Below are 26695 nucleotides of genomic sequence, written 5' to 3' on the forward strand. Positions count from 1 at the left end.
CTATGTACGGAATGGATAAGCGCTGAAAGCATCTAAGCGCGAAGCCAACTTCAAGATAAGATTTCCCACCGCAAGGGTAAGACCCCAGAAAGACTATCTGGTTGATAGGTCGAAGGTGTAAGTGCAGCAATGTATTTAGCTTATCGATACTAATAGGTCGAGGACTTGACCAATATTTATTTGATGTTCATTAATTAAAATATATATGTAGTTTTTAGAGTGTTAACTTTAAAGAAACTGGTTTTACTAGTTATAAAAATCTAATGCGGGTGTAGCTCAATGGTAGAGTTCTGGCCTTCCAAGCCAGCTGTGAGGGTTCGATCCCCTTCACCCGCTCCAAAAGATTATGTGGTTACAATAGCAGAGAGGATACACCTGTTCCCATTCCGAACACAGAAGTTAAGCTCTCTAGCGCTGATGGTACTTGGTGGGAAACTGCCTGGGAGAGTAGGACGTAGCCACGTAATCTTTTTTTGTATAAAATTTTATAAAAATGTAATTATTATATGTTTTTATTTGTCTTTTATAGATTTTTTTGGTAATAAATGATATAGTGAATATAATTAAATATTTAAATATTTAATTTTTTTTGTTTTTTTGTAAGTTTATTTTTATAAATTTCTTTAAAATTTTTGGGAGATACACTTTGACATACGTTTTAAAAGCAATTCTAACAGTAAGTAGGACAAAAAATAAATAAAATAGAAATTTGTGTTAAATAAGGAGATTAATATGAAAAAAAATGCAAGATTAATAACAACAGGAATTCTTTCAATGGCAATTGTTGCACCTACAATGGCATTTGCTACTGAATCTAATGCTATGGAAAATAATGATAATTTAAATATAAATTTGGAGAAAAAAAGTATAGTTTTAGGAAGTACATCAAAAGTAAGTGTAAAATTTAAAGAAAAGCCAGATGCTGATAGCATTACATTAAAATATAAATGCTATGACATGCCACTAGATACAACTCTGAACTACAATCAATCAACTGGATTATATGAAGGAACAATCAACTATAATAAAGACCCAGAATATTTAAATGTGTGGGAATTACAGGGTATAACAATAAATAGTGCAACTAATCCTAAGACTTTAGACAGACAAGAATTAGAAGCTATGGGATTAAATTTAAAAGACTACAATGTAACACAGGAGTGTATAATTGAAGACATAACTTCAAGAAAAGATGTAAGCAAATATATGAGAAAAACTTCTGCACCTATTACAGAACTTACAGGAAGTGATAGATATGAAACAGCAGTAAAGATAAGTAAAGAAGGCTGGAAAAATGGTTCAGATAAAGTAATTATAATAAGTGGAGATGTAAGTATTGATGGTATTATATCAACTCCACTAGCTACTACATATAATGCACCAATACTTTTAGTTGAAAAAAACAATGTACCAGCCAGTGTAAAAGCAGAATTAAAGCGTCTAAATCCTAAAGATGTAATAATAATAGGAGATGAGAATTCTATTTCTAAAACTACTGCTAATCAAATAAAATCAACTGTAAGTGCTAGTCAAACACGTTTGAATGGTTCTAATAGATATGAGACATCTTTATTGATAGCAAAAGAAATAGATAAAAATCATGATGTAGATAAAGTATATATAACAAATGCAAATGGTGGAGAAGTAGATGCACTTACTATAGCAGCAAAAGCAGGTCAAGATAAGCAGCCAATTATATTAAGTGATAAAGACAGTCTTACAAATGATACATACAAGTGGCTACAAAGTGAGGATTTACAAAGTGCCTACTTTATAGGTGGTCCTCAAATGTTATCAACAAATGTTATCAATAAAATAAATGATATAACTAAAGATAGTGTTACTAAAAATAGAGTATATGGAGCAGACAGACACGAAACAAATGCAAATGTAATAAAAACATTCTATACAGAGGATGAATTAGAAGCTGTTTTAGTAGCTAAGTCAGATGTACTTGTTGATGCTTTAGCAGCAGGGCCATTGGCTGCTAGTTTAAAATCTCCAATACTTATAACACCAAAGACATATGTATCTGCATATCACAAGGATAATTTAGAAGCAAAATCTGCTAATAAGGTGTATAAGATAGGAGGCGGATTGACTTCTAAGGTAATGAATTCTATAGCAGCGTCATTGTCTAAGCACAATACAACACCAACAGACCCAGGAACTAATAATGGAGCAAAGACAGTTATGATTGACCCAGGTCATGGTGGTTCAGATACTGGAACTACAGGTAAACCATTAGGTGGAATTAAAGAAAAAGATTATACTTTAAATACTTCACTTGCAACAACTGAGTATTTACGTTCAAAAGGAATAAATGTAATTATGACAAGAGATACAGATAAGACTTTATCTCTTGGAAATAGAACTGCCTTATCCAATTCTTTAAGACCAGATTTATTTACAAGTATACACTATAATGCATCTGATACAACTGGAAATGGAGTAGAAGTATTTTATAAACTTGCAGATAAAAATGGTGGAACTACTAAAACTGTAGCCACAAACATATTAAATAGAATTTTAGAGAAATTCAATCTTAAAAATAGAGGAATAAAAACAAGAACACTATCAACTGACCCTACAAAAGATTATTTATATGTTTTAAGAACTAATGATATGCCAGCTGTACTTGTAGAATGTGCATTTTTAGATAATGAAAAGGACATGAGTTTATTAAATACATCATCAAAAGTAAAAGACATGGGTACACAAATAGGTAAAGGTATAGAAGAGTCATTAAAATAGTATATAATGAAAATACTTAAAAACTCAGCATAAATTAATTTATGACTTTAGATTTAGTTTAAATTCATAAAATAAAAATATAATTCTATTATTAATAAAGACTATGTATAGATTTTTGCATATATAAGTGCAAATAGCATATACATATTCTGTTTTGTAGTTAAGTTCTGCTTGATAGGATTAAGGTACGAGTATAGCAATGTATTTAACTTCTCGATATTAATAGGTCGAGGACTTGAACAATATTTATTGACTTACAAAAAATTGGTATAAAATTCTACAAAATATAATCATTATATGTTTTTATTTGTCTTTTATAGATTTTTTTGGTAATAAATGATATAGTAGAAATGATTAAATATATTTAATTGTGTTTATTTTTTGTAATTGTTTATTTTTTGTAATTTAATTTTTAATAAATTTTTGCAAATTTGGGGCATACACACTTTGATGTGTTTTAAAAAATTAAAAAGACTAAAAAAGCAAGGTAGAAATCTATGTTAAGTAAGGAGATTAATATGAAAAAAAATACGAGATTATTAACAACAGGAATTCTTTCAATGGCAATTGTTGCACCTACAATGGCATTTGTTAATGAGTCTAATGCTATGGAAAATAATGATAATTTAAATATAAATTTGGAGAAAAAAAGTATAGTTTTAGGAAGTACATCAAAAGTAAGTGTGAAATTTAAAGAAAAGCCAGATGCTGATAGCATTACATTAAAATATAAATGCTATGACATGCCACTAGATACAACTCTAAATTACAATCAATCAACTGGGTCATATGAAGGAACTATCAATTATAATCAAGATCCAGAATATCAAAATGTGTGGGAGTTACAAGGAATAAGAATAAACAGTGCAAATAATCCTAAAACCTTAAACAAACAAGATTTAGAAAATATGGGATTAAATTTAAAAGACTACAATGTAACACAGGAATGTATAATTGAAGATATAACTTCAAGAAAAGATGTAAATAAATATTTGAGAAAGACTTCTGCACCTATTACAGAACTTACAGGAAGTGATAGATATGAAACAGCAGTTAAAATAAGTAAAGATGGCTGGAAAAATGGTTCAGATAAGGTAGTTATAATAAATGGAGATGTAAGTATCGACGGTATTATATCAACTCCACTAGCAACTACATATAATGCACCAATACTTTTGGTTGAAAAAAATAATGTGCCTGATAGTGTAAAATCAGAATTAAAACGTCTAAATCCTAAAGATATAATTATAATTGGAGATGAGAATTCTATTTCTAAAACTAGTGCTAATCAGATAAAATCAGCTGTAGATTCTAATCAAACACGTATAAATGGCTCAAATAGATATGAGACATCTCTATTGATAGCAAAAGAAATAGATAAAAATCACGATGTAGATAAAGTGTATATAACAAATGGTAAGGATGGAGGAGAACTAGATGCACTTACTATAGCAGCAAAAGCAGGTCAGGATAAGCAACCGATTATAGTGACTGATAAAGATAGCATTACAAATATTACATATAAATGGCTGGAGAGTGAGGACTTACAAAGTGCCTACTTTATAGGTGGTTCTCAAATGATATCAACAAATGTTATCAATAAGGTAAATGATATAACTAAGGATAATGTTGCTAATAATAGAGTATCTGGAGCAGATAGACATGAAACAAATGCAAATGTAATAAAAAAATTCTATACAGAAGATGAATTAGAAGCTGTTTTAGTAGCTAAATCAGATGTACTTGTTGATGCTTTAGCAGCAGGGCCATTAGCTGCTAGTTTAAAATCTCCAATACTTATAACACCAAAGACATATGTATCTGCATATCATAAGGATAATTTAGAAGCTAAGTCTGCTAATAAAGTGTATAAGATAGGAGGCGGATTGACTTCTAAGGTGATGAATTCTATAGCTTCATCATTATCTAAGCATAATACAACACCAACAGACCCAGAAACTAATAGTGGAGCAAAGACAGTTATGATTGACCCAGGACATGGTGGTTCAGCACCTGGAGTAAGTGGAGCATTTGGAGGAGCCCTTGAAAAAGATTATGCTTTAAATACTTCACTTGCAACAACTGAATATTTACGTTCAAAAGGTATAAATGTAATTATGACTAGAGATACAGATAAGACTTTATCACTTGGAGGTAGAACTGCTCTATCTAATTCATTGAAACCAGATTTATTTACAAGTATACATTATAATGGTTCTACTAATAAACAAGGTCGTGGAGTAGAAGTATTTTATAAGCTTAAAGATAAAAATGGTGGAACCACTAAAACTGTAGCTACAAACATATTAAATAGAATTTTAGAGAAGTTTAATCTTAAAAATAGAGGGATAAAAACAAAAGTACTTAAAGATGACCCTACAAAAGATTATTTATACGTTTTAAGAACTAATAATATGCCAGCAGTACTTGTAGAATGTGCATTTTTGGATAATGCAAGTGATATGAAGTTAGTAAATTCACCTGCAAAAGTAAAAGAAATGGGCACACAAATAGCTAAAGGAATAGAAGAATCATTAAAGTAATTACAAATAGAGTGCTTAAAATTTAATATAAATTTATGATTGTGAGTTTATATTAAAGCTATAATTTGAAATATGGGTGTGTAAATATATAAAGACTATATATACATTGTTGCATATACGAATGCATAACAGTGTATATATGGTCTTTTTTGTAGTTAAATGCAATAATTTGATTGTATTTTGAGAAATGCACAATATGATATAATTAGATAATATACACTTAATTTAATTAAGGAAGGTGATTATGTGGAGTATTTATTTAAAAAAAGCAGTCTAAAAAAAGATGAAAATGAATCCTTAGGTAAATATAAGGAATTGTTAGATAGAACTGAAAATAACTCAAGAAGTATTATTTTATTAGTACCAAATAACAATACTAGAATAAGATATGAGAGGTCATTAGAATTAGATTATAGTGAAGAATTAAAAATAACAACATATATAGGATTTGTAAAAAAAGAATTATTAAAATACTGGGCACTTATAATAGAAAAATGTGAAGGAATAAATAAAAAATCTATATCTCCAACATTTATATCAAATAGTTTAAGTGAATATTTAATAATTAAAAAAGTTAAGGAAAAAAGAGTGAAAGAAGGATATTTTGAAGATATCACAGGAACAAATAAATCAATCGCAAAAAGTATAATTACAAATATAAATAAGTCAGCATTTAATTTAATTGACTTTGATTTTATTGGAGAAAAAATATATTCATCAAAGAAAAATAGAAATAGTATCTATAGATTTTCATATACTCAGATGGATGAAATTATATCATATTACATAAATACATTACTTTCAAATTCAATGTTAGATAATGCATTGAGTGTGTATCTATATAATAATTACCTTCTTAATGATGAATTTTATTTAAAAATTTTACTTAAAGAATTGAGATATATAATAGTTGATAGTCTTGAAAATTCAAGTAATGCAGAAGTAGATTTTATTGAAAAGGTATCAAGTAATGTATTAGAAAGCTATATATTCTTTGATTTTAGTAAAGATTATTCTGTGTTTAACAATATTGACATGGATTATATAAATGAAAAGATAATATCTAAAATTAAATTTAAAGAAGAAGTTAACTTTAAAAAAAGTAATATAAAAATAGAAGATTTATATTTATTACCTTCAAGTATAGAATTAAATCAATCAAGTCAACTGTATAATGAAATGTTAGATTTAGTGAGTGAAAAGGTTATAACTCTTATAGAAAGTGGGATATCTCCAAAAGATATAGCAATTATATCACCTATAAACAATACAATATTGGAGTATCAAATTAAGGATTCTTTGAGAGAAAGAAATATAGATGTTTTTAACACTAAAAAAGATAAAAAAGCTATAGATTATCCATATGGAAATGCTCTAGTGGTTGCTACTTGCATATTTTATGGATATTTAGACTTTATAAAAGATGAAGAATATATAAGTTTTTTAGAGACCATTTTAGACATAAACAGAATAAAAGCATTTAAGATTTTTAAAGAGACAAGGCATTTAGAAGTTGATAAAATAGAAGGATATAATCAATATCGTGATATTTTACAGTATATTGAAGAAAAGAAGAAAAGTGACATAAAAATACATGAATTTTTAATTCAGTTTTATATAGATAAAATGTTAAATTTAAAAGATGGTAAAAAGAATGTTGGCCTATGTAAACAAATAATAGCTGAAAGTGAATCATTTAGTGAAAGTGCAGACCTACTTGGATTGAAAGAGGAAAAGATTTTTATAGAAGCTTTAAAGACGACAATAAATGATTATTATTCTGTTATTGATATAGAAGAGTTAAAAAGCAAAGATAAAATAGTAATAGCGACTCCTTATTCATATATATCATCAAATATAGATAGAAGTATTCAAATATGGGTAGATATAGGAAGTAATTCTTGGAATATGAAAATAGAAAAAGATATAAGTAATTTAATTGTACTTAGAAAATCTTTTGAAGAGAAAAAAATTTATACAAATGAAATCGAAGAGTACTACAAGAAATACTATCTATATAATACAATATATAATTTATTGTTAAGTGCAAATAAAGTTTATGCATATAAGAGTGAATACACAATTAATGGTTATATTCAAGAAAGTATGCTATATGGTATACTTTTGAAACTCTCACATAAAGGGGATAAAATTTATGATTAATATAAATTATAGAGAAGACCAAATACCAATAATAAATTATGAGGATGGAACTATGGCAGTTCCAGCAGTTCCTGGGGCTGGAAAGACATTTATAATAACAAATTTAGTAGCTAAACTACTACTTGAACAGAAACATAAAGGTGGGAAAGTATTAGTTCTTACATATATGAATAGTGCTGTAAATAATTTTAAAGGTAGAATAAAAAAAATACTTGAAGAAAACGAAATAAACGATATTAACTCATATGAAGTAATGACTATACATAGTCTAGCTGTAAAAATAATAAAAGAAAAACCCGAAATAGTAATGTTGAGTGAGGATTTTAATATAGCTGATGATTTACAAAAAAGTATTATATTAAATGAATGTATAAATAAATTTAGATTTGATGGAGGAGAAAGAGCATTTAGATGGTTTCTAAAAGAGCAAAAAGATGAGAGATGGAAAGAGATAACTCTCGAAGCTTGGGAGAGAGGTTTTTTTGAATTTGCAGGAAATGCTATAAGTGAACTTAAATACAAGGGAATTTCTCCAGATAAGCTTGAAGAGATACTATCAAGAGGACACAAAGGCATGCTTAAAGTGATTTTGCCAATATACAAATTATATGATAGAAAATTAAAGCAAAATGGCTTGCTAGATTATGATGATATATTAATTTTAGCAGAAAAAACTTTAAGCTTAGATGAAGGACTTAGAAAAAAATTCCAAACTAGATATAAATATATTTTTGAAGATGAATGTCAAGATTCAAATGAAATACAAGGGAATATAATAAAAATTATATCGAGTGAAAACAATAATTTAGTTAGAGTGGGAGATATAAATCAGAGTATAACAGGTACATTTTCATCATCAGACCCTAAGTTTTTTAAAGCATTTATAAAAAATGCAAAGTGTTGTTATAGGATGGATATGTCAAATAGAAGTTCAAAAGATATACTAGATTTAGCAAATACACTTGTAGAATATGTCACAAAAGAATTTAAACAAGAAGAATGTAGATATGCTCTTGAGGATATGCAAATAAAAACTGTTCCAACTGGAGTGGGATATAAAGAAAACCCTAATCCAGAGCATTATAATATAAATGTAAAATGGTATGATAGTTGGAAAAATGAAATAGAACAAACTGCTAAATATGTTAAAGGTATAAAAAAGAAATATCCAGATAAGAGTATAGGGATACTAGTTCCATTTAATGAACAAGTTACACAAGTTGCTAAGGAACTTAGAGAGTATAATCTACCATTTGAAGAATTGGGTCCAAATTCTTTAAGTAAAAGGATGGTTATAAGTAACATAGCTTCTATTATAGATTTTATGCTAAACTGCGATGATATAGAAAAGTTAATAACCGTACTTGATAAGGTTTTTATAAATACAGATAATGAAATAGAAGAAAAGAATTTTTTAGATGGATTAAAAAACTATACAACAGAAGAAATTATATATGATTTTAAATTTAATAAAGATAAATTTGAACCACTAGAAATTAATGAGGAAAGCAATATATATACAAGTTTTAAAGATGGTATAGATATTATAAAACAGATATTAGAATACCCAATAATAAGGTTAGACCTGCTGATACTATTTATTGGTAAAAAGCTTAACTTAGAAAAAGAGGATAAAGCAGTATTAGATTATATATCTTTTTATATAAAGTATTTAGTTTCGGAAAATATATATATGGACTTAGAGGATGTTTACAATGTTCTATTTGATGTTAAAAATAAGGTGTTTAATCACATAATAGATGTAGTTTATGAGATAAATGGATATGAGCCAGAACCTGGCAGCATAACACTATGTAATTATCATAAATCAAAGGGCATGGAATGGGATTGTGTGTTTTTATTAGGTCTTGTTGAATATAATTTTCCTGACAATATTACTCAGAAATTTCAGAGTGATAAATGGTACTTAAAAGAAAAATACAAAAACCCAATGGCTATTATTAAGTCAGAAATTGAAGCTATACTAAAAGGGAGTATTTCAACTGATTACGCTTATCAAACTAAAATTGATTCTATAAATGAGAAGATTAGACTTTTATATGTAGGAATCACTAGGGCAAAGGAGATGTTAGTACTTTCAGGGAGTGCTTATAGAGATGAAAATGATATAGGAAATAAAAGAAAAGAACAGAAACCATGTGTCTATTTAAGAAGGCTGAATCGACATATTATTGAGAAAAGGTCAAATTAATATATAATAAATAGTTATTAAAAAATAAAGTTAAGAAAGAAGTGATATGATTGAATGATAAATTAAAATATTTTTCTTATAGTCAAAATTCAATTAACACATATAAGTCATGCCCACTAAAATTTAAGTATAAGTATATTGATAAAATAAATTGGAAAAATGATGATATAGGTAGTAGAGAGTATTATGATAGTTTAAAAACTGGAAGAGACTTTCATTTAATTTGTGAAAGATACTTTAGTAATATACCACTTGGAATCTATTTTAATGAAGATGACAAAAATAGTAAAAGATTTTTAAAATGGATTGATAATATAAAAAAAATTGTTCCCATCAAAAAAGAAAAAATATATTTACCAGAATATGAAGTAAGGATGAATTTAAATGGGGACATATTACAAGCAAAGTATGATTTAATTGTAATTGGAAAAGGAAATATAGAGGTATGGGACTGGAAAACTGAATCTAAAAAGATTAACCATAAAAATGTAGAAAGTAGGATTCAAACAATAGTTTATATGTTTTTGGCAAAAGAAGTTATTCCGAAAGTTTTAAAAATAGAAGTAAATGTTAAAGATATAAGTATGAAATATTACCAACCTGAATTTGATGATTTGCCAATTAATATCTCATATAATGAAGAAAAACATGAGACAAATAGAAATAAAATTCAAAGCTATATAAACATGATAAAAAGTACTAATTATGAAGAACATACATACGAACACAATCTATACAATAATATAGAAAAGGTATATAATAAAGAAGAACGTATGTGCTATAGAAATAAAAGTCATTGTAAGTATTGTGAATTTAATAAATTATGCAATGGCAAAGAAATAGATTATAGTATTTTGGAGGCGGAAATTTATGGGACTTAGGTTTATATTAGGTAGATGTGGAAGTGGAAAATCTACATATATATTAGATGAAATTAAAAAAGAATCTCAAAAAAATGAAATGACATCTGTTATACTTTTAGTTCCAGAACAGTATACATTTGAAGCTGAAAATAGAGTAAGCAAGCTATTTTTAGGAGGAGAAAAGGACAAGTATTTAAGAGTTAGAGTACTTAGTTTTAAAACACTGAGTAACATAGTTTTTTCTCAAACAGGAGGATTAACAGATGTAAATATAAATTCTAGTGGAAAAGCAATGATGGTGTATCGAGCGATAGAAGATGTAAGTGAAGAGTTAAATGTATTTTCAAAATCAAAGTCAAAATCTGGTTTTGTAAGTTCAATTACAGATATGATATCAGAAATGAAACAGTACAATATAAGCCCTGAAATGTTAGAAAACATATCTGGAGAATTAGAAAATGAGACATTAAGTTTAAAATTAAAAGACATAAGTAAGATATATAATTCTTTTGAAGGAAAATTACATGAAAATTATATAGATGCTCAAGATATGTTGACTTCATTATCAGGCAAAATAGAATTGAGTAACTATTTAGAAGGAGCTTATGTTTATATAGATGAGTTTACAGGTTTTACACCAAATCAATACAATGTTATAAAAAGTATATTAAATAAAGCTAAAGATGTTAGCATATCTTTGACTGTAGATAATGTTAATTATATTGGATATAGTAAAACAGATGTATTTTCTAGAACTAAGTTTACTTATTCAAAATTAACTCAATTATGTAATGAAGAAGGAATAAAAATATTACCACAAGTAAATTTGAATACAGGCGTTATAAAAAGGTTTGAAGAAATTCAAGAGTTACAACATTTAGAAAAATTTTATAATGCTTATCCATATAAAACATATATAAATCCAACTAAAAATATAAAAATAAAAGAATTTAATAATCTATATTCAGAGGTAGAAGAAATAGCTAAAGAAATTGTACATTTGGTTAGAGACAAGAATGTTAGGTATAGAGATATAACTCTTGCTACAAGAGACTTAAATAGATATGATTTTTTGGTACATTCTATATTTAATGAGTATAATATACCTAACTTTATAGATAAAAAGAGAGAGGCAAAAAGTAATCCAATAGTCATATTAATTATTTCAGCTTTAGAAATGAAAAACAGACGATATGGATATGAAACTATGTTTAGGTATTTAAAGAGTGGTCTTATAGGCATTGATAATGATGATATAAATTTGCTGGAAAATTATGTACTAGCCAATGGAATTAAAGGTAAGAAATGGTTTGATGAAAAATGGGATTATAGAATAACACAAAGTCTTTCTAATGAAGAAAGTGAGTTCGAGTTAGAATTAAAAGATAAAATAAATGAGATAAAAAATAGAGTATTAGAGCCAATAATAAATTTACAAGAAAAACTAAAAGGAAAAAATAGAGTAAAAGAAATTTGTAAGTATATATATGAGTTTTTACTAGATATAAGTATGCCAGAAACGATAGAGAGTTTAATAGTAAATTTTAAGGATAAAGGAGAACTTGACGTTGCTAATCAGTATTCACAAGTTTGGGATATAGTAGTGGATGTTTTAGACCAAATGGTGGAACTTATGGGTGAAGAAATAATATCCTTAGAAAAATTTATAAAATTAATAACTCTTGGATTTGATGAGTATGAGTTAGGGCTAGTTCCTCCTAGTATAGACCAAGTACTTGTAAGTAGTGTGGATAGAATGAAAAATCCAAATACAAAATACTTATACTTAATAGGAACTACTGATGGTGTATTTCCTTTAATTACAAAAGATAGTGGAATATTAAGTGATAATGATAGGGAAAGTCTTGGAAATAAAGGTATTGAAGTTGATATAGATAGTAAAACTAAAAGTTTTGAAGAACAATTTTTAGTATATAAAGCTCTTACTTCAACATCTGAAAATTTAATTATAACATATCCTATATCTGACCATGAAGGTAAGACACTTAGACCTTCAATAATTATATCAAGATTAAAGAAGATATTCCCAAATATAGAAAATAAAAGTTATTTAATAGAAGAAGATAAAAGAACTAATGAAGATATACTTAAAAAAATAACTGTAAAATCACCTACATTTAATGAGCTTATAAGTGTAATAAAAAACTACGATAATGATGAGTACAGCAAAGAAGAAATTAATAGTATCTGGTTAGATATATATAGATACTATCTAAAGGATGAACTGTATAGTTCTATAACAAAAAAAGTTATAAAAGGTCTTAGTTATACTAATCAAGTTCATAGAATTGAAGAGAAAAAAATAAGGTCATTATATAAAAGTAATTCTCTTAGTGTGTCTAGGCTTGAAAAATATGCAGAGTGTCCATTTGCTTATTTTATACAATACGGTCTTAAAGCTAGGAAGCGTAAAGAATATTCATTTACACCACCAGATTTAGGAACCTTTGTTCATAATATTTTAGATAGATTTTCAAAAGAGCTATCACAAGATAATTTATTGTGGAAAGATATTGATGAGGAATATATAGAACTAAAGGTAGGTATTATAGTTGATGAAATAATCTCAAAGATACCAGGGTATATATTAAATAGTTCTGAAAGATATAAATATCTTGCATATAGATTAAAGAATATGCTTACAACAGCTATAAATATAATTAGCCAACAGATAAAACAAGGTTCATTTGAACCTGTAGATTATGAAGTTAAATTTGGTAAAGATGGTAAATACCCTCCTATAAAAATAGTTTTGAATAATGGAGAAGAAGTAAATTTAATTGGTCAAATAGATAGAGTAGATGAATTTGAAGAAGGTGAAAACAAATATATAAGAATAGTAGATTATAAATCAGGTAATAAAACTATAAATTTAACAGAGATATACTATGGTCTACAATTACAATTACTTGTGTATCTTGATGCAATACTTGAAAGTGTAAAAGAAGAAGATATAAATTTAAATCCAGCAGCAATATTATATTGTAGAATAAATAATCCAATAGCAAAGTTTAATGAAGATAAAGATGATACTGAAATTCAAGAAGCTATACTAAAAGAACTTAGAATGAAGGGGCTTGTGGTAAAGGATTCTCATATAATAAAAGAGATGGATAAATCATTAATAGATGGAGAAAGAAAAAATTCCTTAGTAATACCAGTAGGTCTTACAAAGGATGGAAATGTAGGTAAAAGTACATCTACAGTAAGTTATGAAGATTTTAGGTTACTTAGAAAATATGTAAAACATGCGATAAAGGATTTATGTGAAGAAATGTTAAGTGGTGAAATAAAGATATCTCCATATAAACATAAAGAGGGAACATCATGTGATTTTTGTGATTATTCAGCTATATGTCAATTTGATTCAACTATGAAAGATAATAAATATAAAATTTTAAATAATAAGAGCAATGAAGAGATAATAAAAATGATGGAAGGAGATGTTGATTGATGAGTTCTCCTAAATGGACAAAAGAGCAAACAGAAGTTATAGAAAGTAGAGACTGTAATTTACTTGTTGCAGCTGCTGCGGGGTCGGGAAAAACAGCAGTACTGGTTGAACGTATAATTCAAATGATAACAAGTAGAGAAAATCCAATTGATATAGATAAATTATTAGTAGTTACATTTACTAATGCAGCTGCATCAGAAATGAGAGAGAGAATAGGTGATGCTATAGGAAAAGCATTAGATGAAAATCCAGAAAATAAGCATTTACAAAATCAACTTGTTTTATTAAATAAATCAAGTATTACAACAATACACTCATTTTGTTTAGATGTTATAAAATCGAACTTTCATAGAATAAACTTAGACCCTAATTTTAGAATAGGAGACCAAACTGAATGTGCTATTTTGAAACAAGAGGCAATCGAAGAAGTATTTGAAAAATTATATGAAGAAAGAGATGAGGGTTTCTTAAATTTAGTTGAAAGTTATGCAGAAAGAGGAGGAGACAAAGAAGTTCAGGATATTATTCTAGGAATATATTCATTTGCAATGGCTTCTCCTGAGCCTAAAAAATGGCTTATTGATTCAGCAGAGAGATTTAACATTGATGAGGATTTTGATTTTTCAGAATCTATTTGGGCTAGAGCTATATTAGATACTGTAAAAATAGAAATTGATGGAATTTGCTCAAATATGGAAAAGGCCTTAAAAGAAGTTAAGTCAATAGATGAACTAGAAACTTTTACAGAGAAGCTGTCGATTGAATATAAGAGAATGGTCGATATTTCAGAAGCATGTAATAAATCATGGAATGAGGCATATAAGAAGATGTCAAGTATGTCTTTTGAAAACTATGTCAAAGGTATAAAAAGGATACCAAAAGATGCTCCTTCATATATAAAAGAGTCAAAAGAAAAAGCAAAAGCAATAAGAGACAAAATTAAAAAATCTTTAGAAAGTATAATAAATTCTACGTTTAATAAAGATAATGAATCTATTAAAGATGAAATTAAATATCTTTATAATATAGTTAAACCAATCTCTAATATTGTTCTGAGATTTGAAGAAGAATACAGCAATAAGAAAAATGAAAAAGGAATAATAGATTTTAATGATATAGAGCATTTTGCCTTAAATATACTTACGAATATAGATGAGAACGGAAATATCATACCTTCTGATATAGCTATGGGGTATAGAGATAATTTCTATGAAATATTTATAGATGAATATCAAGATAGCAATCTTGTACAAGAAGTACTTCTTAAAACTGTGGCAAACATAGAGACTCCAAATAGATTTATGGTTGGCGATGTAAAGCAAAGTATATATAGATTTAGACAAGCAAAACCAGAGTTGTTTTTACAAAAGTACAATAACTATAAAGATGAAAAAGGAAGTTCTCACAGAAAGATAATGCTTTATAAAAACTTTAGAAGTAGGGAAGAAGTTGTAGACTCTGTAAATTATATATTTGAAAATATAATGAATGAGAATATAGGGGAGATTGAATATACAGAAAAAGAAAGACTTAATTTGGGTGCAGATTTTAAATCAGATTTAGAGGAGAACTCTATTGTTGGTGGAGCAACAGAAATACACCTTATACAAAAAAATACTAAACCTAGTAATGATATTATAAACAATAAAGATAATAATGCTAATAATGAAGAAAATGAAGTAGAAGAAGATGAAGAACTAGACAACATACAACTTGAAGCTAGAATGGTTGGAAAGATTATTAAGGATTTAATGAAAGCCAATGAAGATGGAAAGATTCAAAAAGTTTATGATAAAGGAATTGATGCCTATAGACCTGTGGAATTTAAGGATATAGTGATTCTTTTAAGAGCTACATCTGCATGGGCACCTGTGTTTGCAGATGAGTTGATGAATATGGATATACCTACTTATGCTGATGTTGGAGTGGGATATTTTGATACAATTGAAATAAAAACAATACTATCATTACTTCAGATAATAGATAATCCAATGCAAGATATACCTCTTATAGCTGTGTTAAAGTCACCTATATTTGGATTTACACCAGAGGATTTAATTGACATTAGAATTCAAAATAAAGATAAAACTTTTTATGAAGTTTTAGAGAGTACATCAGAGTATGATGAATTTACAGATTCACAGAATGAAAGTAAGTCGGATTTTGTACCAAGTGAAGAATGTATAAATAAAAGTAAAGACTTTCTGATTAAACTAAAGGAATTTAAAGAGAAATCAATGTACATGAGTACAGATGAATTTATATGGTATTTATATACAAAAACTGGATATTATGCTTATGTTGGAGCATTACCAGGTGGAAGTCAAAGACAAGCTAACTTGAAAGTACTTTTTGAGAGAGCAAAACAATTTGAAGAGACTAGCTTTAAGGGAATATTCAACTTTGTAAACTTTATAGAAAAATTAAAAAAATCTAGCTCTGATATGGGGGGTGCAAAAACACTTGGAGAAAATGCAAATGTTGTTAGAATAATGAGTATCCATAAGAGTAAAGGTCTAGAATTTCCAATAGTTATATGTTCTGCTATGGGAAAAAATTTCAATACTCAAGATTTTAAAAAGAGTATTTTATATCATCATAACTTAGGATATGGACCTCAGTTTGTGGACTATGAGAGACGAATTTCTTTTCCAAGTATAGCTAAAGAAGCACTAAAAAGTAAAATAAATATAGAAAATTTATCAGAAGAGATGAGAGTCTTATATGTTGCATTTACAAGAGCAAAAGAGAAACTGATTATAACAGGCTCTACTAGAAATGTACAAGATAGCATGAAAAAATGGTGTAGTGGAATTGAAAATTTAGATACAATATCACAATATGAAATACTAAAAAGTAAGAATTTCTTAGATTGGATAATGCCTTGTGTATTAAAACATAAAGATTTATCTAATTTATTGGAAGATATGGGATTAGATGTACCATTTAATGTTGAACATAATTCAAAATGGTATGGAAAGTTATGGAATAAGGATGATATTTTAATACAAAAGAAAAATGATGAAGAAAAAGAAAGTATTGAAGAAATTCTTGAAAAAATAGATGTAGATGAGCCTGATAGCGATTATTATACTGAAATAGAAGAAAAGTTAAACTATATATACCCATATGAATTTAGTACAAAAAAACCTGCTAGTATATCGGTTACAGAAATAAAAAAGATACAAAATAATTATGAAGAAGAGTTGATAAATACTATATTTGAACAAAAAATAACCTTAAAAAAACCTCTATTTATTCAAAATGATGAAGAAAAAGAAAAAATAAATGGAGCAGAAAGAGGTACAATAATTCACTTAGTTATGGAAGTTTTAGATTTAAAGAAGGTAAACAACATAAATGATATAAAGATGCAAATAAAAAGTTTTATTTCAAAGGGTATAATAACAGAAAAGCAAGCTAGTATAGTAAATCCTTATAAAATATATAAATTTTTTACATCTAACATAGGAAAAAGGATGTTAAATGCTGAACTTATAAATAGAGAAAAAGCAATTTATGCACAAGTAAATATGAAAGATATATATATTTATGAAGAATTGATAAAAAATGATGATAAGAAAATTTATGACAAAGAAAGTGTCATGTTAAGAGGTATAGTTGATGCTTATTTTGAAGAAGATAATCAGATAGTTTTAGTAGATTATAAAACAGATTTTGTAAATGAGGAAAATATAAATCAGATAATAGAGAAATATAAAAAACAATTAGACTTATATGCAGATGTTATTGAAACTTTAACTGGAAAATCAGTAAAAGAAAAATGTATATATTTATTTGGAGTTGATGAGGCTGTTTGTTATTAATTATTTTGATATAAATTAGACATAAAGATAAAGGGGAGGGGAAAAATGAGATTCATTCATACATCAGATTGGCATCTAGGGAAATCCCTAGAAGGTCATTCTAGAATTGAAGAGCAGGCAAAATTTTGTGAAGACTTCATAAAAATAGTAGAATCAAGTGAAGTTGATATGGTAATAATTGCTGGGGATATATATGATAATTCTAATCCACCAGCACAAGCTGAAAAACTGTTTTATAAAACAGTTTCAAGACTTGCTAATAATGGACAAAGATGTGTAATAATAATTTCTGGGAATCATGACAATCCAGAGAGACTTTCTGCAATAACACCTTTAGCACATGAACAGGGTATACTTATATTTGGTTATCCATCAAGTTCTACAGAAAAAGCTAAGTATGAAAAATTTGAGATAACAGAGGCTATACAAGGATGTACAACATTAAATATAAATGGAGAAAGTGTTGTAATTGCTACATTGCCTTATCCAAGTGAAAAAAGATTAAATGAGGTTTTTTCAAGTGAAGATGATTTGGAAAAGCAAAAGACTTACTCTGAAAAAGTAGGAGACATATTTAGAAGTTTAGGAGAAAATTTTAGAAGTGATACTATAAATATAGCAGTATCACATATATTTGTAATAGGTGGAGAGAGTACTGAATCAGAAAGACCTATACAACTAGGAGGAAGCTTTTTGGTTGAAAAAAAAGACTTACCAGAAAAAGCTCAATATACTGCACTAGGACATTTGCACAAACAACAAAAAGCTTCTGAACGATTAAATGCATATTATTCTGGCTCTCCACTTCAATATAGCAAAGACGAAAGAGCATATACTAAAGGTGCGTATATAGTGGATATAAAAGCAGGAGAAAAACCAAATATTGAGGAAGTTTATTTTAACAATTACAAACCAATAGAAGTATTTAAATGTAATGGTATAGATGAAGCTTTAGATATATGTGAGCAAAATCAAGATAGAGATATCTGGTCATACTTTGAAATAAATACTGATGAGATAATATCTCAGGGTGAAATTAAAAAAATGAAAGAATTATTAAAAGACATAATAGAGATAAAACCAATAATAACATCTTGTTATGAACAAGAAAGTGTAGATATAAAAGAAAAGTCTATGGCAGAATTATTCAAAGAATTTTATTCCTTTAGTAGAGGTGTAGAACCAAAAGGAGAACTTATGGATTTATTTCTAGATATAATAAGTGAAGAAGGTGAATCAACAGATGAGACCAATTAGATTAGAACTGACTGGACTTAATAGTTATATTGATAAACAAGTTATAGATTTTGAAAAACTAATTGAAAGAGGTTTGTTTGGAATATTTGGGACTACTGGAAGTGGGAAATCTACAATTTTAGATGCTATAACTATTGCTATGTATGGAAATATATCTAGAAATACAAAAGAATATATAAACAGTGTATGTGATAAAGCAATTATATCGTATGAATTTGAGATAGGAAGCAAAAATACAAGAAGAAGATACATTGTAGATAGAACTATTGTAAGAAGTAAAACAGGAACAAAGACTTCTGGTGCTAGATTAGTAGAGGTGTTAAATGATAATACAAAAAATGTTTTGGCTGATAAAGTTGTTGAAGTAAATGAAAAGGTGGCTCAAGTTGTAGGACTAACATCAAACGATTTTACGAGGTCAGTAGTTTTGCCACAAGATAAATTTAATGAGTTTTTGAGATTATCACGTGCAGATAGAAGAGATATGTTAGAGAGAATTTTCAATCTTGAAAAGTATGGAAGAAGTCTTGGAGATAAGGTAAAAAAGAGAAAAATTTTACATTTGCAAAAGTTAAAAGACTTGAAATCAAAATTAAGTCAATACGATGGAATTACAGAAGAAGTGTATAATGATATCAATCAAGAACTAATAGAGTTAAAAAAACTAGAAAAAGAGAAAAATAAAACTTTGGATTTAGCTCAAAAATCTTATGAAGAGAGTAAAGTAATATATGAGGAACAATTGAAACTAGAGAAAAATGAGCTTAGAAAAAATGAACTCAACCTAAAAAGCAATGAGATAAAGGAAAAGACTAATCTTGTAGAAAATGATAATAATGCAAGAAAAGTGGACCCATACATAGGAACAGTTCAAAATTTAGAAAAAAGAATAGAAGAAGATAGTTTTACAGTAGATAGATTAGATAAAAAATTAGTAATTTTAAATCAAGAACTTGAAATTACAAAACATAGATATGAAAAAATAAGTAAAATTAAAAATGAAGAAGTTCCTAAGTTAAGTGAGGAAAAAATAAAGTTACAACAAGCAATAAAATTAGAAGAAGAATTAGTTTTACTAGATAAGGAATTAAAAGAATTAAAAGAAAACGGTCTTGATTTAAGTAAGAACAAAATGGAGTTAGAAAAACTAAAAAAAGATTCTGAATCTAGAAAAGAAGCAGTTATTAAGTCTGTAAAAGAAATTGAAGGGAAAATAGATAAAGTAAATATAAGTGCAGAATTAAAACAAAAAATATTTTTAGCATATGAATATGAGAAAGATTATAATAAAGTATTAGAAGAGAAAACTCAAAAAATAAATAAACTAGAAGAAATATCTAAGGATACAGAAGATATAAATTTAAAGGTCAGATATATTGATAGAGACAAAAATGACATCAACCGTAACCTAGAAAGTTTGTCTCTTCATTTAGATGTTCTTCTTAAAAAATGTCCTGGCAAAAGTGAAGATTTGCTTTTAAAATCTGAATATGTAACTGAATTAAGGAATAAGGCAAATAATACCAAAGAAAATGAAATTAAGAAAAATAATATACAAGATGAATTAAAAGTAGTTTTAGAAAATAAATTTAATATTGAGAGAGAGTTAAATCTAGTAAATGAAAAGCTTGAGAACAATAGAAAAAATAGAGAAGACCTTGAAAAAGAGTTAGAAGAACTAAAATACTTGAATTTGGCTTCTGAGCTTAGACGTGAATTAAAAGAAAATGTGCCATGCCCAGTTTGTGGCTCAAAGCACCATGAAAATCATAATATAACTAATTATGATGAAAATATAGTTTTTGTTAAAGATAAATTAGATAAATTGGAAAAAGAAAAAGTAAGCATAAGACATAATATTGAAGAATTAAATGCTAAAGTAAGTGGTTATGTGTCTGTAGAAAAAATGAAAACTAAAGAATTGGAAGATGTAAAAGGAAAACTTGGGGAAATTCCATCTAGCCAATTATTTAAAAGACTTGATGACGAACAAAGAAAATTAGCTGTACTTAAGTCTAATATTCAAGAGTGGGAAAAAGAGAAAGAAAGCACCGAAAATAAAATAATATTGGCAAAAGAAGAAAAAAATAGAATTGAAAAAGAAGAATTAAAGATAAACGAAAGTTTGAATAACTATAAGAAATTAATAAAAGATTTAAATATCGAAATTGAAAGTCTGGAACATAAATGTAAGAAATTAAAACAAGAGTATTTAGGATTAAAAACAATCACTAAAGTTTCAAATCTATCATCAAAAGTAGAAGAATTAAGAGAAAATGAAAAAAAATTAGAATTATTAAATACTGGATATTCAAACTTATTAAAAAACAGAGATTTATTAGATATTAAAATAAGAGAACAAGAAAGTAAATTACATGAAATAGAGCTAGAGTTAATAAAAGCTAGAGAGTTATATGTAGAAAAAAAAGTGCATAGAGAAAGTAAATATAAAGAAGTAATTAATATAACAAAAGGTGATTTAGCTAAAAATCTTTTACATAATGTTGAAGAACGTATATGCAAGATACTAGAACAAGAGGAGTCTAGTAAAGTAAAGCTAGAAGAACAGAGGTTAGAATATGAAAAAAATCTTGCTGAGAAGCACAATATAGATGGAAGACTTAAAACTGCTAAAGAACAATATAAAGAGCAAAAAATAATATTAAATAAACTGCTATCAGAAAATAAGTTTGAAAGTATATATGCAGTAAAAAGAGCTTTATTAGAAGGTGAAGAAGTAAAAAAATTGATTGAAGAAATATTGGAATATGAAGAAGAACAAAAGTTATTATCGTTTAAAATAAAATCATCAAAAGAAAAGTTAAATGGAAGAATTATTAAAAAAGAATACTTTGAACAATTAAAAGATAATATTTATAATATGAAAGTAGAAATAGGAAATATATCCAAAGATATTGGAGCTAATCAAAATAAGTTGTTAACATTAAAAGATTCTTTAGATAAGATAAATGATTTTAATAAGGAACTTAGATTAGTTGAACATAAAGTAGATTTGTTAGAAGAATTAGATAAATGTATACAAGGAAATAAATTTGTAGAATACGTCTCTACAAATCAGCTAAAGTATATAGCTTTAGAAGCATCAAAAAGATTAGAAGGAATAACTAAAGGAAGATATGCACTTGAAATTGACTCAACACTCAATTTTGTAATGAGAGATAATTTTAATGGTGGAGAAAGAAGAAGTATTGATACTCTATCTGGAGGAGAGACATTTTTAACTTCACTATCATTAGCACTTGCTCTTTCATCTCAAATACAATTAAAAGGAAGTGCACCGCTGGAATTCTTCTTCTTAGATGAAGGATTTGGTTCATTGGATAGTGAACTTTTGGAGATTGTTATAGAATCATTGGAAAGATTGCATAGTAATAATCTAAGTGTGGGTATAATAAGTCATGTCGAAGAACTTAAAAATAGAGTTCCTGTTAAGTTATTGGTTTCATCTAGTGAAGCTGGAGTAGGTTCAAAAGTAAAAATTGAATACAGTTAGAAACAATATGTTAATTGAATATATTATCTAACATTTCCAAAAAATATATAATTGTGATATAATTAAAACTAATATTAAATTTATTTATAATTAATATCAATATAAAAAAACAAGTAAGTAGGAGTGTGGTAAGTGTTGGAATCGCCCAATAGTTTGGTCCAGATTATAATTTTAGTAGTATTACTTATGGGGTCTGCATTTTTCTCAGCATCAGAGACAGCTTTAATGTCTTTAAGTAAAATCAGAATTAGATATATGCAAGATGAAGGAGTCAAAGGAGCTAAGTTAGTAAGTTCATTAATAGAAAGCCCAAATAAACTTTTAAGTTCTATATTAGTTGGAAATAACGTTGTAAATATAGCAGCAACATCCATATCAACGTCACTGTTTATAGGGTTGATGGGAGAAAAAGGAGTAGCACTTGCTACAGCTGTTATGACAGTACTAGTGTTAATATTTGGTGAAATTACTCCAAAGACAATAGCAGCAAGTAACTCAGAAAAGGTTTCGCTTTTGGTATCTAAGCCTATAAGAGTAATTATATTTGTATTAAGACCAGTAGTATGGGTATTTAATATAATTACGAACGTTATATTTAAATTGTTTGGTATAACACATAAAGGAGCCAAGTCATTTATAACTGAAGAAGAATTAAAAACTATGGTAAATGTAAGCCATGAAGAAGGCGTCCTTGAAATGGAAGAAAGAGAAATCATAAATAATGTATTTGAATTTGGAGATATGCAAGCCAAAAACGCAATGATACAGAGAATAGATATGGTAGCTATAGATATGGAAGATAGTTACGATGAAATCATACAAGTATTTAAAGAAGAAAAACTAAGTAGAATGCCTGTATATGAAGAAACTATAGATGATATTGTAGGAATACTTAATATAAAAGATATTATATTTTTATCAGATGAGCAAATAGAGTCATTTGATATTAAAAATTATATGAGAGAACCATTTTTCACATATGAGTTTAAAAAGATAACACAGCTTCTTGAAGAGATGAAACTTGAAAAAAGTCAAATGGCTATAGTTGTAGATGAGTATGGTGGGACATCTGGGCTTTTGACTATAGAAGATTTAGTAGAAGTAATTGTTGGTGATATAGAAGATGAATATGATGAAGAAGATGATGAAATACAAGTTATAAAAGAAGATGAGTATATTGTAGATGGAAGTACTAAAATTGGTGATGTTAATGAACTTATAGGTGTAAACTTAGAATCTGAAGAATTTGATTCTATAGGTGGGTTTATAATTGGACACTTAAGCAGATTGCCAGAAGAAAATGAAGTAATTGAAGTTGATAATATAAGATTTTGTATAGAAAGTATAGAAAAAAATAGAATCAAAAAAATAAGAATATATACATAATGTAATAATGTTCTTAAATTTATTATAAGTGCATTGAATGTAGAATTTAAATTCTATATTTAATGCACTTATTTTTATTTTATATTCAAATAAAACTAGTATGAAATGGACAAAATAGAAATATAAATTAGAAGGAAGGAGATTTTTAAGATGAACATATTAGAAAATGATTTTTTATACAAATTAAAAAATAACACTATCTTTTTTTGTATATACACATTGTTGTTTATTTTTATTTATAAAGCATTTCCATACATAGCTCCATTTTTTTTAGGTGGAATAATAGCTCTTATGATTAATCCTATATCACAAAAATTAGAAAATAAGTTTAACATTAATAAGGGTGTGTCTACATTAGTTTTGAGTTTTCTTGCAGTAGCAGTAGTAAGTACAGTTACTACAATAATCGTAATAAATTCAGTGAAAGAATTAATGGGATTTCTAAATAATATATCTACCAACCCTGAAGATATAAGCAATACAATTATGTATTTTTTAAATAAAGTAAATACCTATATGAAATCATTTCAAGAAATAGCTAATTTTGATATAGAACAATTAGTAAGTAAGTTTAGTAATGAAGTAATGCATATTACAAAAAATCTCCTTACAAGTATACTTGGACTGGCTACTTCTATTCCATATATTATAATATTTATAATTACTTTGTTTATTGCTACATATTTTATAGCAAAAGATTTAGATAAAATTGAAAATAATTTCTATAATATGTTTACTGTTGATGTCAGAAAAAAGGTAAAGAATGTAAAGAAGGAAGCAGGTCTTTCTCTTGTAGGATATATAAGAGCTTATACAATACTTATGGCTATAACTTTTTTTGCGATATGGGGAAGTTTCGCTATATTTAGATTAAAATATGGTCTGATAGTAGCTTTTGTAGGAGCTTTAATGGACTTAATTCCATTTTTAGGAATAATAACAATATATCTTCCAATAATCGTGTACTATTTTCTTATAAAAAATTATTTTATAGCTGTAAGCATGACTATAATATTTTTTGTTTTATCTCTAATAAGAGAAATACTTGAACCAAAATTAGTATCAGTAAATGTTGGGTTAAGTCCATTAGCAACATTGGCTGCAATTTTTATTGGAATTCAGGTAAAGGGAATAATAGGAGTAATTTTTTGTTTGGGTTTGGTATGTATGCATGATATACTTAAGAAGGTGGATATCTTTTAGCTATAAATAATTAAGATATTTTTGTAGTAAAATTTTATTCACTAATAAATAAAAATTCCATTAATATTGTAAGAAAGAAGGTATATGCATGAAACAAAAAGTAGTAGAAAGATTTTTAAAATATGTATCATTTGATACAACATCGAATTCTCAATGTGAAAATTGTCCATCTTCAGAAGGTCAAAGAGTTTTAGCTGAGTATATAGTTGAAGAGTTAAAATCAATTGGCATTGATGAAGTAAGTTTAGATGAAAACAGTTATGTAATGGCTACTTTAAAAGGAAATGTTGAAGGTGTAGATACTATAGGATTTATATCACACTTGGATACAATTGAAGATATAAGTGGAAAAGATATTAAACCAAGAATAATAAAAAATTATGATGGAAAAGATATAGTTTTAAATGAAGAATTAAATGTTGTTACATATGTAAAAGATTCTCCAGAATTAGTAGAATTTAAAGGAGATGATTTAATAGTTACTGATGGAACAACTTTACTTGGTTCTGATGATAAAGCTGGAATAGCTGAGATAGTAACTGCAATAGAATATTTAATCAATCACCCCGAAATTAAGCATGGAGATATAAAAATAGGATTTACACCTGATGAGGAAATTGGAAGAGGTGCAAATCTATTTGATGTTGAAAAATTTGGAGCAAAATATGCATATACTTTAGATGGAGGAGTAGTTGGAGAACTTGAATGTGAAAACTTTAATGCAGCAAATGCAACTATTACTATACATGGTAGAAACGTTCATCCAGGTTCAGCTAAGAATAAAATGGTCAATGCTATACATATAGCATCTGAAATCTCAGAAATGTTCCCAGCAGATGAAAGACCAGAAACAACAGAAGGTTATGAAGGTTTTTGGCATCTAAATACTATAAATGGAAATGTTGAAACTGTAAGCATGGCTTATATTATTAGAGACCATTGTAGAGAAAAATTTGAACAAAGAAAATCTATAATGATAGAAAATATAGAGAAAATAAATAAGAAATATGATAATAGAGTGGAATTAGACTTAAAAGATTCTTATTATAATATGAAAGAAAAGATTGAGCCAGTTATGTTCATCGTTGATATAGCCAAAGAGGCAATGGAAGAGGTAGGTATAAAGCCACGTTTAGTTCCTGTAAGAGGTGGTACTGATGGTGCAAGACTATCATTTGAAGGATTACCTTGTCCAAATATATTTACTGGAGGATTAAACTTCCATGGTAAAAATGAATGTATTCCAGTTAGTTCTATGGAGAAAGCTACTAAATTAGTTATAAGAATAGCTGAAAAATATGCTGAAAGAGTTTAGTTAAAAAGTATTCAAAAATTAAGAGTTTAAAGTTATAATAGCTATATCATTCTTTATAAAACAAACTGATTGTAAGCTTGTTTTGTATTTAAGATGATGTAGCTATTTTTATAATTATTTTGATAAAAGGTAATTATATTCACTTTGGGGTATAAATAAGTATTGCAGAGTAACAATAAGTAT

General features: G+C 27.2%; 12 protein-coding genes, 1 tRNA gene and 2 rRNA genes. All 15 read left to right on the top strand.

Annotation, left to right across the window (positions count from 1 at the left end; translation table 11 throughout):
- Positions 1-173: ribosomal RNA gene (locus KGF48_RS05355) — 23S ribosomal RNA — on the top strand; the annotation flags it as partial.
- 92 nt (positions 174-265) lie between these two features.
- Positions 266-339 (top strand) — tRNA-Gly (locus KGF48_RS05360).
- Between the two features lie 8 nt (positions 340-347).
- Positions 348-464 (top strand): 5S ribosomal RNA (gene rrf, locus KGF48_RS05365).
- 268 nt (positions 465-732) lie between these two features.
- On the top strand, positions 733-2754 hold the full coding sequence (locus KGF48_RS05370; protein WP_227839113.1) for an N-acetylmuramoyl-L-alanine amidase: 2022 nt from the start codon (positions 733-735) through the stop codon (positions 2752-2754).
- A 518-nt stretch (positions 2755-3272) separates the two neighbouring features.
- Positions 3273-5297: an N-acetylmuramoyl-L-alanine amidase gene (locus KGF48_RS05375; protein ID WP_227867812.1), complete on the top strand. Its 2025-nt coding sequence runs from the start codon at positions 3273-3275 to the stop codon at positions 5295-5297.
- A gap of 246 nt (positions 5298-5543) precedes the next feature.
- Positions 5544-7460: a hypothetical protein gene (locus KGF48_RS05380; protein ID WP_227839111.1), complete on the top strand. Its 1917-nt coding sequence runs from the start codon at positions 5544-5546 to the stop codon at positions 7458-7460.
- Complete coding sequence (locus tag KGF48_RS05385; protein ID WP_227867813.1) at positions 7453-9672, top strand: ATP-dependent helicase; 2220 nt, start codon at positions 7453-7455, stop codon at positions 9670-9672. The genes KGF48_RS05380 and KGF48_RS05385 overlap by 8 nt, the downstream gene beginning before the upstream one ends.
- Before the next feature lie 50 nt (positions 9673-9722).
- Positions 9723-10553 (top strand): PD-(D/E)XK nuclease family protein, encoded by an 831-nt coding sequence (locus KGF48_RS05390; protein ID WP_227867814.1) that lies wholly within the window; start codon positions 9723-9725, stop codon positions 10551-10553.
- On the top strand, positions 10543-14010 hold the full coding sequence (gene addB, locus KGF48_RS05395; RefSeq protein WP_227867815.1) for a helicase-exonuclease AddAB subunit AddB: 3468 nt from the start codon (positions 10543-10545) through the stop codon (positions 14008-14010). The genes KGF48_RS05390 and addB overlap by 11 nt, the downstream gene beginning before the upstream one ends.
- A complete protein-coding gene (gene addA / locus KGF48_RS05400) occupies positions 14010-17837 on the top strand; it encodes a helicase-exonuclease AddAB subunit AddA (RefSeq protein WP_227839108.1) in 3828 nt (1275 codons plus the stop codon). Before addB ends, addA begins: the two co-directional genes overlap by 1 nt.
- Before the next feature lie 45 nt (positions 17838-17882).
- Entirely contained in the window at positions 17883-19094 is a 1212-nt protein-coding gene (locus tag KGF48_RS05405; RefSeq protein ID WP_227839107.1) for an exonuclease SbcCD subunit D, read from the top strand.
- On the top strand, positions 19081-22608 hold the full coding sequence (locus KGF48_RS05410) for an AAA family ATPase (RefSeq protein ID WP_227839106.1): 3528 nt from the start codon (positions 19081-19083) through the stop codon (positions 22606-22608). Before KGF48_RS05405 ends, KGF48_RS05410 begins: the two co-directional genes overlap by 14 nt.
- 132 nt (positions 22609-22740) lie before the next feature.
- A complete protein-coding gene (locus tag KGF48_RS05415; RefSeq protein ID WP_227839105.1) occupies positions 22741-23994 on the top strand; it encodes a hemolysin family protein in 1254 nt (417 codons plus the stop codon).
- A gap of 150 nt (positions 23995-24144) precedes the next feature.
- Complete coding sequence (gene ytvI / locus KGF48_RS05420) at positions 24145-25197, top strand: sporulation integral membrane protein YtvI (protein WP_227839104.1); 1053 nt, start codon at positions 24145-24147, stop codon at positions 25195-25197.
- Positions 25198-25285: 88 nt separating this feature from the next.
- Positions 25286-26512, top strand: a complete 1227-nt coding sequence (gene pepT / locus KGF48_RS05425) for a peptidase T (RefSeq protein WP_227839103.1) — start codon at positions 25286-25288, stop codon at positions 26510-26512.
- Positions 26513-26695 lie beyond the last annotated feature (183 nt).

Source organism: Clostridioides sp. ZZV15-6388 (assembly GCF_020657755.1).
Taxonomy (GTDB): domain Bacteria; phylum Bacillota; class Clostridia; order Peptostreptococcales; family Peptostreptococcaceae; genus Clostridioides.

Coding starts and splice junctions, on each gene's coding strand:
- pepT (WP_227839103.1), top strand. CDS start 25,286: ATGAAACAAAAAGTAGTAGAAAGATTTTTAAAATATGTATCATTTGAT.
- KGF48_RS05405 (WP_227839107.1), top strand. CDS start 17,883: ATGAGATTCATTCATACATCAGATTGGCATCTAGGGAAATCCCTAGAA.
- addB (WP_227867815.1), top strand. CDS start 10,543: ATGGGACTTAGGTTTATATTAGGTAGATGTGGAAGTGGAAAATCTACA.
- KGF48_RS05375 (WP_227867812.1), top strand. CDS start 3,273: ATGAAAAAAAATACGAGATTATTAACAACAGGAATTCTTTCAATGGCA.
- addA (WP_227839108.1), top strand. CDS start 14,010: ATGAGTTCTCCTAAATGGACAAAAGAGCAAACAGAAGTTATAGAAAGT.
- KGF48_RS05410 (WP_227839106.1), top strand. CDS start 19,081: ATGAGACCAATTAGATTAGAACTGACTGGACTTAATAGTTATATTGAT.
- ytvI (WP_227839104.1), top strand. CDS start 24,145: ATGAACATATTAGAAAATGATTTTTTATACAAATTAAAAAATAACACT.
- KGF48_RS05370 (WP_227839113.1), top strand. CDS start 733: ATGAAAAAAAATGCAAGATTAATAACAACAGGAATTCTTTCAATGGCA.
- KGF48_RS05385 (WP_227867813.1), top strand. CDS start 7,453: ATGATTAATATAAATTATAGAGAAGACCAAATACCAATAATAAATTAT.